The organism is Bacillus sp. LL01 (genome assembly GCF_001037965.1).
On sequence record NZ_LFEL01000031.1, the window covers coordinates 1 to 11,583 of the forward strand.

General features: G+C 39.3%; 14 protein-coding genes and 1 other annotated feature. Of the genes, 13 read left to right on the forward strand and 1 reads right to left on the reverse strand.

What is annotated here, in order from left to right; genetic code table 11:
• Positions 1 to 227 precede the first annotated feature (227 nt).
• The 10 genes from AB685_RS30540 (at position 228) to rsmI (ending at position 7,098) form a co-directional block, all read left to right on the forward strand.
• Positions 228 to 389, forward strand: coding sequence for a sigma factor G inhibitor Gin (locus tag AB685_RS30540; protein ID WP_241773362.1), 162 nt, complete (start codon positions 228 to 230; stop codon positions 387 to 389).
• Positions 390 to 526: 137 nt separating this feature from the next.
• On the forward strand, positions 527 to 1,978 hold the full coding sequence (locus AB685_RS22415; protein ID WP_053073920.1) for an aminotransferase class I/II-fold pyridoxal phosphate-dependent enzyme: 1,452 nt from the start codon (positions 527 to 529) through the stop codon (positions 1,976 to 1,978).
• The gene (gene tmk, locus AB685_RS22420; RefSeq protein WP_047972798.1) at positions 1,975 to 2,622 is read left to right on the forward strand and encodes a dTMP kinase; all 648 of its coding nucleotides are present in this window, start codon (positions 1,975 to 1,977) and stop codon (positions 2,620 to 2,622) included. The genes AB685_RS22415 and tmk overlap by 4 nt, the downstream gene beginning before the upstream one ends.
• Before the next feature lie 5 nt (positions 2,623 to 2,627).
• The gene (locus tag AB685_RS22425) at positions 2,628 to 2,957 is read left to right on the forward strand and encodes a cyclic-di-AMP receptor (RefSeq protein WP_047972799.1); all 330 of its coding nucleotides are present in this window, start codon (positions 2,628 to 2,630) and stop codon (positions 2,955 to 2,957) included.
• Positions 2,958 to 2,972: 15 nt separating this feature from the next.
• Positions 2,973 to 3,962 carry a DNA polymerase III subunit delta' gene (gene holB / locus AB685_RS22430; RefSeq protein WP_047972800.1) on the forward strand — a complete coding sequence of 330 codons (990 nt, stop codon included), beginning with the start codon at positions 2,973 to 2,975 and terminating at the stop codon, positions 3,960 to 3,962.
• 4 nt (positions 3,963 to 3,966) lie between these two features.
• Complete coding sequence (locus AB685_RS22435; RefSeq protein WP_047972801.1) at positions 3,967 to 4,794, forward strand: stage 0 sporulation family protein; 828 nt, start codon at positions 3,967 to 3,969, stop codon at positions 4,792 to 4,794.
• Positions 4,795 to 4,809: 15 nt separating this feature from the next.
• Positions 4,810 to 5,157: a DNA replication initiation control protein YabA gene (gene yabA / locus AB685_RS22440; protein WP_047972802.1), complete on the forward strand. Its 348-nt coding sequence runs from the start codon at positions 4,810 to 4,812 to the stop codon at positions 5,155 to 5,157.
• Between the two features lie 87 nt (positions 5,158 to 5,244).
• The gene (locus tag AB685_RS22445) at positions 5,245 to 5,982 is read left to right on the forward strand and encodes a tRNA1(Val) (adenine(37)-N6)-methyltransferase (protein ID WP_047972803.1); all 738 of its coding nucleotides are present in this window, start codon (positions 5,245 to 5,247) and stop codon (positions 5,980 to 5,982) included.
• Entirely contained in the window at positions 5,982 to 6,251 is a 270-nt protein-coding gene (locus AB685_RS22450) for a GIY-YIG nuclease family protein (RefSeq protein WP_047972804.1), read from the forward strand. Before AB685_RS22445 ends, AB685_RS22450 begins: the two co-directional genes overlap by 1 nt.
• Positions 6,235 to 7,098 carry a 16S rRNA (cytidine(1402)-2'-O)-methyltransferase gene (rsmI, locus tag AB685_RS22455; protein WP_047972805.1) on the forward strand — a complete coding sequence of 288 codons (864 nt, stop codon included), beginning with the start codon at positions 6,235 to 6,237 and terminating at the stop codon, positions 7,096 to 7,098. The genes AB685_RS22450 and rsmI overlap by 17 nt, the downstream gene beginning before the upstream one ends.
• Positions 7,099 to 7,155: 57 nt before the next feature.
• Here rsmI and AB685_RS22460 read toward each other — a convergent pair whose 3' ends face one another.
• Positions 7,156 to 7,446 (reverse strand): AbrB/MazE/SpoVT family DNA-binding domain-containing protein, encoded by a 291-nt coding sequence (locus AB685_RS22460; RefSeq protein WP_047972806.1) that lies wholly within the window; start codon positions 7,444 to 7,446, stop codon positions 7,156 to 7,158.
• A 201-nt stretch (positions 7,447 to 7,647) separates the two neighbouring features.
• Here AB685_RS22460 and AB685_RS22465 point away from each other — a divergent pair, with 201 nt between their 5' ends.
• The 3 genes from AB685_RS22465 to AB685_RS22475 all read left to right on the forward strand — a co-directional run.
• Positions 7,648 to 8,610, forward strand: coding sequence for a DNA double-strand break repair nuclease NurA (locus AB685_RS22465; protein WP_047972807.1), 963 nt, complete (start codon positions 7,648 to 7,650; stop codon positions 8,608 to 8,610).
• Between the two features lie 13 nt (positions 8,611 to 8,623).
• Positions 8,624 to 10,456, forward strand: a complete 1,833-nt coding sequence (locus AB685_RS22470; RefSeq protein ID WP_047972808.1) for an ATP-binding protein — start codon at positions 8,624 to 8,626, stop codon at positions 10,454 to 10,456.
• Positions 10,457 to 10,525: 69 nt separating this feature from the next.
• Positions 10,526 to 10,769 (forward strand) — a binding site (T-box leader).
• A 49-nt stretch (positions 10,770 to 10,818) separates the two neighbouring features.
• Positions 10,819 to 11,583 (forward strand): class I tRNA ligase family protein (locus tag AB685_RS22475; RefSeq protein WP_047972809.1); only part of this gene is annotated, 765 nt, incomplete at its 3' end.

Sequence of the window (11,583 nt, forward strand, 5' to 3'; positions counted from 1 at the left end):
TCATGCCCAGGTAATAAAGTATTCAATTGATGGGCTACTTCAATTATTATCTGTGAGTGGATAGGCACAGTGCAGGGTTTACTTGAATAAAGTAAATATAGAAATGATTCGACTGATGATGAGCATATCTGAGAGTATAAAGAATCTATACTGTGCCGACAATGAAGCTAGAGGTGATGAGGATGAAACAAACTAGAGTCATTCATGTACGGCTAGGGGAAAAGTGTATGTGTTGTGATCAAGTGGGAAATGAAGGTTTGCATGTATTTAAGTCATTTATCTGCAATTCGTGTGAAAAGAAGATAGTGGGAGTAGAGTGTGAGCAAGAGCATTACCAGCACTATATATCAAACTTACGAGATATTCTTCCTTCCGAAAAGTATAGGTAAAACCTTTAAAAGAACTGATTCTAACAATCGCATCACTAGTTAAGTGGCTGCTTGTTGGGATCAGTTTTTTTGTATAATAAGGAGCAAGGGCATAGTAGTCTTGTTTTTTTTAGAATGAAAGAAAGGAGTGAGCGAAGTTGAAACTTAAATATACAAAGACTCCATTAATTGATGCGATTCAAGCACATTTTAAAAGAGAGCCTATTTCATTACATGTACCAGGGCACAAGAATGGTGAACTTTTTCATTCATCGTTAATAGAAGATTTTAAGCATGTACATAAATACGATGTGACCGAACTTGAAGGTCTTGATGATCTTCATGATGCTACAGGAGCGATACATGAAGCCGAGCAAGCAGCTGCGCGGTTTTATCATGCTGGAGAGACATTGTTCTTAGTAGGGGGATCCACTGTCGGGAACTTAGCGATGGTAAAAGGATTATGTGAGCAACAAGATCAAATATTAATCCAGCGTAATAGTCACAAATCATTGTTTAATGCAATAGAATTATTCCAAGTAGAGCCTATCTTTTTGACCCCTGAACTAGAGAAAGAAACAGGTCATGCGTTAGGTCCTTCGATCAAAACAGTTGAAAGAGCAGTTCAACAATTTCCAAAAGCTAAAGCTTTATTTTTAACGTATCCAACTTATTATGGTGCAACGTATGAATTAAAACAGATCATAAAAGTCGCTCATGCGGCAGGGATGCTTGTTTGTGTTGATGAGGCGCATGGTGCTCATTTTGTATTAGGAGAACCATTTCCACCATCTGCCCTTCTGTTAGGAGCAGATATTGTCGTTCAGTCGGCTCATAAAATGCTTCCTGCCCTTACAATGGGTTCTTACTTACATTTTCATCATAATTTAGCGGTTGATAGTAAATCCAAAATAAAAAAAATATTAACCATGCTGCAATCGAGCAGTCCATCTTATTTAATAATGGCTGCCCTAGATGGAGCTAGGGCTTATACAGAAGAAATAGTGCAAGAAGATATTGATATCATGCTTGCAGGAGTTCAATCATTTATTAACGAATTAGCTACTATTCCGCAATTAAAAGTCATTAAAAGAGAGAGCTCTCCCTATTCTTCAGATCCTTTAAAGGTTACAATAAAGTCATGTACAACTTTAACGGGATTTGAATTACAAAGGCTATTTTATGATGCTGGTGTAGATGTTGAGCTAGCTGATGATATGCACTTATTACTAGTCTTTGGTTTAACATTTAATAAGAAAATACCGGAGATCATTAATCGAATCAAAAAAGCTGTTTCATCGTATGCCGTCATTGATAAGGAAAACAAGGTGGTAGAAACAGAGAAGAAAATCTCTATGCTACACGTGGCCCCGCATCAAATGAAACAGTTCGACACCAAGAAGTTAAAGGTGGAGCAAGCAGAGGGGTATATAGCGGCTGAAGCAATTATTCCGTATCCACCGGGTATACCACTCATCTTCCCTGGTGAGAAAGTAGATAATGAAGTAGTGAAAGATCTAAAGAAGTTATATGAAGCGGGAGCAATCTTTCAAGGAACGAACCCCGTTGTAAATGGATTAGAGGTATTAGAGTTGGAGGAAGTCGAATGAAAGAAGGACTGTTTATCACCATTGAAGGTGGAGAAGGAGCAGGAAAAACCACAATCGTCGATAAAATAGAAGAAAATTTAAGAACACGAGGCATTGATGTTGTGCGAACAAGAGAGCCTGGTGGGATTCGCATAGCTGAGAGGATACGTGAAGTAATTCTTGATGTGGAGCATACAGAAATGGATGCAAGAACAGAAGCATTATTATATGCAGCAGCAAGAAGACAACATCTTATTGAGAAGGTATTACCTGCTCTTAAACAAGGAAAAGTAGTTATTTGTGACCGATTTATTGATAGTAGTCTTGCCTATCAAGGGCATGCTAGAGGAATTGGGTTCAACGATGTTCTTGCAATTAATGAATTTGCGATCGAAGGCCATTTTCCTGATTTAACCTTATACTTTGAAATAGATCCCGAGATTGGTCTTGCTAGGATAAAAARAAGTGGCACGCGTGAGGTAAATCGATTAGATCAAGAAGTCTTTGACTTTCACGAAAAAGTGAAAGTGRGCTATGAAAAAGTAATCGAGGAGCACCCTGATCGGATTACTATTATTAATGCCAATCAAGACATAGAGGCAGTTTTTTGCGATGCGATGAAAATGATTAATACATTTCTAAGCACCTCACAAAATAAGGAGTGATCAAAATGAAATTAATTATTGCTGTGGTCCAAGATAAAGATAGTAATCGTTTGTCTGATGCTCTAGTAAAAGCCAACTACAGAGCGACGAAGCTAGCAAGTACTGGGGGCTTTTTAAAGGCCGGTAATACAACTTTCTTAATCGGTACAGAAGATGAACACATTGATGAGGTCAAAGAGATCATCAAGAAAAATTGCCAAAGTCGCGATCAACTAGTAGCTCCGATTTCTCCGATGGGTGGAAATGCCGATTCCTATGTGCCTTATCCAGTTGAAGTGCAAGTGGGGGGAGCAACTGTATTTGTTCTTCCGGTTGAGCAATTTGAACAATTTTAAGGGTGATGGAACAAGATGGAATCATGGATTGAATTAAAAAAGAAACAACCTAAAGTCGTACAATTACTACAACGTAGCTTATCAAAAAACCGGTTGGCACATGCTTACTTATTTGAGGGAAGCAAAGGGATAGGAAAAAAACGTGTTGCGATTCAATTAGCGAAAAGCTTCTTATGTAAGGAAAGAGAGGGTGCTGAGCCTTGTCAAGTATGCGTAGATTGTAAGCGGATTGATCATGGAAACCATCCGGATGTGCATATGATAGAGCCAGATGGACTATCCATTAAAAAGCAACAGGTTGAGCATTTGCAAAAGGAATTTACGTATCGTGGCGTGGAATCAGGTAAAAAAGTATATCTCGTTTCAGAAGCGGATAAAATGACGGCAAGTGCGGCAAATAGCTTGCTWAAATTTTTAGAAGAACCACCTGCTCCTACTTTAGCAATCTTAATGACTGAACGAGCAGGTAATGTCTTGCCTACTATTCAATCGCGTAGCCAACAGTTAAGCTTTTCACCATTGTCAAAAGAAATATTTATAAATCTTTTAGAAAAAGAAGGCAATACAAAGGCGCTAAGTACGCTGATTGCCAGTCTAACTTCAAGTTATGAAGAGGCAATTGCGCTTATCGAGTCAGATTGGATTGCACAAGCACGAAGCGTAGTGATACAATTAAATGAAGAGCTTTATGAGAGACCACATCAAGTGTTCTTAACAATTCAGGATAAATGGATTCCTACATTTAAAGAACGCCGTGAACTTGAGCTTGGTCTTGATATGATTCTCTTATGGTTGAGAGACCTTTTATATACACAGGTTGGCAAAACCGATCAATTGGTTTTTGTTGATCAACAGATGTTGCTAGAGCAGCAAGCCCTCTCTAGCTCGCAGGAGAAAACGAGTCAAAACATGTCTTTTGTACTCGAAGCAAAGCGCCATCTAAGCGCCAATGTGAATCCGCAGCTGGTGATGGAGAAGTTGTTCTTTAGCATACAGGAGGGATAGACGGTTGCATCAAGTCGTAGGCGTCCGTTTTAAGAAAGCGGGCAAAATCTATTACTTCTCCCCAGGTAGCTTAGAACTAGATAATGGAGAAGCTGTCATTGTGGAAACATCACGTGGTGTGGAGTATGGACGGGTTGTAATCGGTGTAAAGTCAGTAGGAGAACAAGATGTCGTTCTACCTTTAAAGCAAGTTATCCGGATTGCAACAGAGAAAGATCGCTTAACCGTCCAAGAAAACCGCGAACAAGCCCAAAAGGCATTTGATGTTTGCACAGATAAAATTAATGAACATCAACTTGATATGAAATTAGTTGATGTTGAATATACATTTGATCGTAATAAAGTACTATTTTATTTTACAGCTGATGGACGAATTGACTTTAGAGAACTAGTCAAAGATCTAGCAGCAGTGTTTAGAACACGTATTGAATTACGTCAAATTGGAGTCCGAGATGAGGCGAAAATGCTCGGAGGAATTGGTCCGTGTGGTAGAGTACTTTGTTGTTCATCATTCTTAGGTGATTTTGAGCCGGTTTCCATTAAAATGGCAAAGGATCAAAACTTATCACTGAACCCTGCTAAGATCTCTGGATTATGCGGGCGTTTAATGTGTTGCTTAAAGTACGAAAATGATATGTATGAGTCAGCTAAAAAAGAATTACCTGACATCGGAAAACATATTAAAACTCCACATGGAAAAGGCAAAGTAGTTGGGCTGAATTTGCTTGAGCGACTTGTTCAAGTTGATTTACTTGAGGGAGAAGGGGTTCTTGAATTCACTATTGATGAAATCATGAATCACAAAGTCGCAGCAGCTGAAGCCACAGAATAAAGAGGTGGGAGCTACGTGGAGAAAAAGGCAATCTTTCAAAAGGTAAGTCAAATTGAAGAACGGATCGGAGAGCTTCATCATGAACTACGTGGCTTGAAGAAACAGCTCGCTCACTTAATAGAAGAAAATCATTATATGCAAATAGAAAATGATAACTTAAGAAAAAGACTCGATGCTGAGGCAGAGCGAGTGGAAGAACTTCCAAAAAATCAAGGACGGAAGCATCCGATTGTAGGGGAAGGCTATGATAATCTAGCTCGTCTTTATCAAGAGGGATTTCATGTCTGTAATACACATTATGGTAGCATCCGTTCTGATGGTGATGATTGCCTCTTTTGTTTATCATTTTTGCATCATAAGTAAGTTGAAGTACGATCTTAGAAAAGGCCTTCCGTCTTAATAGGAAGGTCTTTTGTTTACATATAAAAAAATGAAAGGTAGTTGGGTAGCTTGAAGAAGTTATATGAGGAGGAGCGGATCGATTATATAGCAGGAACAGAGTTGAAAGTTATTCAGAGCCCTGCTGTTTTTTCATTTTCAATAGATGCCATTTTGCTCGCCCGCTTTACATACGTTCCTATTCAAAAGGGTACCATTCTAGATTTGTGTACGGGCAATGGAGTTGTCCCTCTTGTATTATCTACACGCTCAAAGGCGAAGATTATAGGAGTAGAGATTCAAGAGAGGTTATTTGATATGGCATGCCGAAATGGAAAAATGAATGAGCTTGAACAACAACTCTATTTTGAGCATGCCGACTTAAATGAATTACCTAATGCCATAAAAAAGAATAGCTTTGATGTTGTGACATGCAACCCTCCTTATTTTGAAACAATCACAAAGGAAGAGCGTAATAAAAGTCTTCATCTGGCGATTGCGAGGCATGAAATTCACTGTACATTAGACGATGTTATTCGCACGTGCAGCCAGTATGTCAGGCAAAAAGGGAAAGTAACACTTGTACACAGGCCAGAGCGGTTAAGTGATATCATTACGTTGATGAAGAAATACAGAATTGAACCGAAAAGAATGCAGCTTGTTCATCCTAAGACGGGAAAAGAAGCGAATATCGTTTTAATAGAAGGCATTAAGGATGGTCACTCTGGGTTAAAGTGCTTACCTTCCTTAACTGTATATGGTGAGGACGGGGAGTATACGAAAGAATTTAAAGAGGTGTATATAGGGTAATGGGTCACTACGTCTATATTCTTGAATGCCGAGATTGTAGTTGGTATACAGGTTATACCACCGACGTCAAACGACGAATAGGGATGCATGAGGATGGTAGAGGTGCAAAGTATAYGAGAGGGCGTGGACCCTTTACACTTAAGTACGTCGAGAAATTCGAAACGAAAAAGCAAGCACTTCAGGTAGAATATGCAATCAAAAAACTGAATAGAAAGCAGAAAGAACGTTACGTTCTAGAGAGTGGTGAGAAAAATGAAGCAACAAGCTAGTTTTAGAGAAGAGACTGAAGTAGGGTCAATTTATTTAGTCCCAACACCTATAGGTAATTTAGAAGACATGACGTTTCGTGCTATCCGAACATTAAAAGAAGCGGATATGATTGCAGCAGAAGATACAAGACAATCAAAAAAGCTATGTAACCATTTTGACATCACAACGCCTCTTGTGCGATATGACGAACACAATAAGGATAAAGCTGGACATATGCTGATTGAGAAGGTGAAAGAAGGAAAGTCAGTTGCTCTAGTTAGTGATGCGGGGATGCCTGCTRTATCAGATCCTGGTCATGATATCGTCAAACTTGCTATTACAGAAGAGATCCCTGTCATTGCCTTACCTGGTGCAAATGCTGCCCTAACCAGTCTAGTCGCTTCAGGACTTAATACAGAGCAGTTTTATTTTGCGGGATTTCTGCCCCGTCAAAAAAAACACCGGTATGAAGCTTTAGAGGAATTAAAATCAATKAGGGCCACATTAATGTTCTATGAAGCCCCACATCGCTTAAAAGAAACGATTGAAGCGCTTTTTACTGCAGTTGGAAATCGACGTATTAGTATTTGCCGAGAGCTTACGAAGAAATTTGAGGAGTATCAACGGGGAACGTTAGAAGAAGCATTAGTATGGTGTGAAAATGGTATGGTAAAAGGCGAGTTCTGCTTGATTGTAGAAGGAGCAACAGAGGATATCGAGGAAGAAAAATGGTGGGATAACTTAGAACTAACTCAGCATGTTGAACATTATATCACCCTAGGAATGACTTCAAAGGCTGCTATTAAACAAGTGTCTACAGACCGTAATCTTCAAAAAAGAGAAGTATATCAAGCTTATCATCAATAAGTGTTGACCAAACAAAAAAGACTCTGAATAGATCAGAGTCTTTTATCAGTAGAAGAATTAAGATTGAGTTGAACGAGATACGTAATCTTGTAATTCTTTAATAATATCTTGTGCACCTTGTGGGCTAAGAATGATTTTTCCACCCGCAATTGAAAGGTTATCATCATTAACTTCACCAGTGATTTGGCAAGTCATGTTTGGCTTATATTTCTTTAAGATGATGCGATCGTTATCAACGTAGATCTCAAGTGCATCCTTCTCAGCAATATCAAGTGTACGGCGTAGCTCAATTGGAATAACTACACGACCTAATTCATCAACTTTACGTACAATACCTGTAGATTTCATTATGAATCGTCTCCTCTCAGACTAGAACTATTTATAATTTTTTGTGTCATTATTCGACATTTTTCTCTCTGTTTTTAGAATACCAGTGTTTCCAAAACAAGTCAATTAAATAATAATGATTTTTGCTTATATATACATGTAATTTATTCCAATTCCCTAAATCTAGTAGTAACAGCCGTTTTAAAAGGAGGTAAATTAAGTATGTTAAATCTATCCCCAGATCTTGCTAAAAAGTTGGAAGGTATCGGAAATGAATTAAAAGGAATATATGCTCATTCGACAAATAATAAAGAGATCATTCGACAAAAGTTGCAGGAGTCAGGTACTTATTTTCGACAAATGGAGACGATTTCGACAGAGACTATGTCGAAATGGTTAAATGGTCGTGAAATTGCAGCTGTAGATGGATCTGTAAACCAGACGAAAGGTCAACCTCCTCACCTATTGTATTTATTCCAAGCACTAGGGAAAACGATTTCGGGGTATGAATGTAGAGATTCTGATGTATACACCCCCCTTCTAGATGCAAAAGAAGAATCAGAAGAAGGCTCACCGTCGATTAATATGCGTTCACACCTTTTAGCAAAGCTTGAATTGCAAGTAGCAAGCCAATTAATAGAAGAGCGTGACATTGGTTTTTTGATGATGGATGGTGCTTTATATCATTACAGAATTGATGCCCCAGAAGAATGGGAGCACTTAAGAGGTCTTGCAATAGAGAAAGATGTGCTACTAGTAGGTGTGTCTGAAGAAATTACAACTGAGAACCTCATTAAATTACCTGCCTTTTCAGCAGAGACAATCCGTCCTCACACGTACGATCGAGATTTGCTTTTTGGCGTACTCAACCGTGGTGAGATGATTTTTATAGAAGCAATCCAACAAAAAGCTGGACTATCCTCTTCTTGGATCAGGCCTAGCTCTGCTCCAAGTATGACTGGTTTTGATTTATTAGTAGAACAAACAGATAAACGTGATCTTGTTTCTGACCTTATTTATACTCTTACCCCAAAAGATGGAAGGGGAATCCCTTTTTGGTTGGATTATGTTGATCGTGATGTTAGAGTAACGGATCGTCTTGTCGAAGCTTTAGTAGAGCAGTACATTGATCCTGAAATTAAACAACGATTATTTATACAAAAACGCCAAGATAGACCATACTAAGGAGGAATGAGAGATGCAGATTGTAGGTGTAACTACACAGCATGAGGTATATGTAGCGTCCAAAACTCATAAATTTCGTATGAATGAAATGGTCGTAATAGAAGATGAAGCGCTAAAACATCCAAAAGGTGAAGTGGTCGAAACATTTTCCTATAACCGCTATATACCAATGGGGTTTGATAAAGGAATTGTCGATGATCAAGTGCTAAAGACTTTGGAGCATATTGGCTATGATATTGGTGCAGATGATATTCATCTAGCTAAGGTGCGCTTATTTGAAGAAGCCCCTCAACCGATTCAAACGGGAGCAAGAATTAGACACCCAGAATTTCATGAAATTGAATCATTGTTAGTCCAATCAACACCAACAGAGGGCATGATACTTGGAGAAGTCAAATCAACGGACTTTATTGCACCGAGCTTGCCAGATTCGCTTGACGGTTTATTACATATTCAAGAAGAAGAAGTTCTTCGCAAACAAAACGGTGTACCGTTTATTTTTGATATTCGAGCTATGCAACAATACCCTCACATAGGAGTTTTTGGTGGCTCTGGTTCTGGGAAATCATTTGGTCTGCGAGTGATGTTAGAGGAATTAATGAAGCTTTCGATTCCAACTATTGTTTTCGATCCTCATTTTGAAATGAACTTTGCAGCTACTGCGAGTGGACTCGATGACGTTCCTTCCTATAAAGATCGTTACACAGTCGTTCAAATTGGTCGTGATGTTGGAGTGGATTTTTCTGCCTTATCAACAAGAGATGTTGAGAGGTTACTTCAAGCTGCTGGCTCCCTAAGTGAGTCGATGGTCAATGTGATTCAAACGATTCATAAGCGAAAAGATAGTTACCAGTCTTTTAGTGATCGAGTGGCAAACTTAGCAGAGGCATTGGAGCTTGGGAAACAAAAGGTAGAAGGCTTTCTTCACGATGGTGGAATGTCTAGGGAAGAAATCGCAAAGTACCACACCTTTAAGAAGTTATTAGATCAATTCGGGAGCTTACCACTTGCCTCGGTAAAGGGAATTCAATGGCGTGTAAATCGTTTAAATCAAGCTGGTCTTTTTCAGCAAAATATTCGCGCGATTGAACAAGGGATCCATGCGGGTCAGCTTGTTGTTGTCCAAGGGGCGGTTTGGTTGCTGCAAGTATTCTCAAGTTATGTCATCGGTTCTTTATATGGGAAGAGACGGATGTATAAAGATGCGAAGCTGCAGCAACAGCAAGGTGAGTTTTTCCCCCCATTTGTGGTGGTAACGGATGAAGCACATAACTTTGCTCCAAAAGGATATGATGCTCCTGCTAAATCCGTATTAAAAGAAATTGCACAAGAAGGCCGAAAATACGGAGTGTTTCTCATTTTTGCTACGCAAAGACCAACGTTACTTGATGAAACGATTACGGCACAATTGAATTCTAAATTCGTATTTAGAACCGTAAGGGGAACCGATATTCAAACGATTAAAGAAGAAACAGACTTGACTCATGATGAAGGCAAGAGACTTCCTTACCTTCGCTCTGGGGATGTGTTTGTTTCCTCAGCTATTATTGGGAGAACGATGGCTGTTCGAATTCGCTTTGCTCATTCCACTAGCCCACATACGCTGAATCCATTTGATGAGTTAAAGCAAATGAATGCGGCAAGTGATGATGCCGTTATGGAAGCGCTAAGTCCACACCTTCCTATTGCCGAAATGAGTATAATGAAGGAACTAGAAACACTCAACAAAGAAGCGCAAAAAAGCTGGGATGTGCAGACGTGGAAACAGGAGCTAGAACGCTTGTGTCAACAAGGAAAGTTAAAAAAGCAAAAAACACCATTTGCCACGCTCTATGATCGCTCTTGACAGCAGTCTATAGGGTTCGGTATATTTTGGATAGATTTGAGGAATAAATGTAGAATAAGTAAGTAGATATAAGATCCGATGATRGGATAAGTACATGTATGAGCTATTTGACAGAGAGCCGGGAGAGCTGGGAACCGGTAGTAGAACAACATGGAAAATGGTCCTGGAGGTATCATCTTCGAGCATGTATGTGTTGTAAGGGGATGACGTAGCTGGCGTTWACAGACGAAGTCATGGACTTCATGAGCCTTTCTGCTGTGAAGAGAAAGGGAATGTTGGGTGGTACCGCGTGAGATATGCTCTCGTCCCGATTTGGATGAGGGCTTTTTGTATTGTCTAAAAAGAAGTGGGAGGTTTTTTTAATGAGTGAGAACAAAACATTTTATTTAACAACGCCGATTTATTATCCAAGTGCTAAATTACATATCGGCCATGCGTATACGACGGTAGCTGGGGATGCAATGGCTCGCTATAAGCGTCTTCGTGGCTATGATGTTCGTTATTTGACTGGTACAGATGAGCATGGTCAAAAAATCGAGCAAAAAGCAGCTGAAAAAGGATTAACGCCACAGCAATTTGTCGATGAAATCGTTGCTGATATACAGTCTCTATGGAAAAAACTAGATATTTCTTATGATGACTTTATTCGTACAACAGAAGAGCGTCATAAAAATGTTGTTCAAACGATTTTTGAGCGTTTGCTTGCACAAGGGGATATCTACCTTGATGAGTATGAAGGTTGGTACTCAATCCCTGATGAAACATTCTATACAGAACTTCAATTGGTTGATCCGATTCGCAATGAAGACGGGAAGATTATTGGTGGAAAGAGCCCAGATAGTGGTCATCCGGTAGAAAAGGTTCGTGAACAATCTTACTTCTTTAGAATGAGTAAATATGCGGATCGCCTGTTAAAGTTTTATGAAGATAATCAGACGTTCATTCAGCCAGAATCTCGCAGAAATGAGATGATTAACAACTTCATTAAGCCTGGTCTTGAAGACCTTGCTGTATCGCGTACCTCTTTTAAATGGGGTGTACAAGTACCGAGCAATCCTGAGCATGTTGTCTACGTATGGATTGATGCTCTATCAAACTATATTACTGCACTTGGCTACGGACAAGAC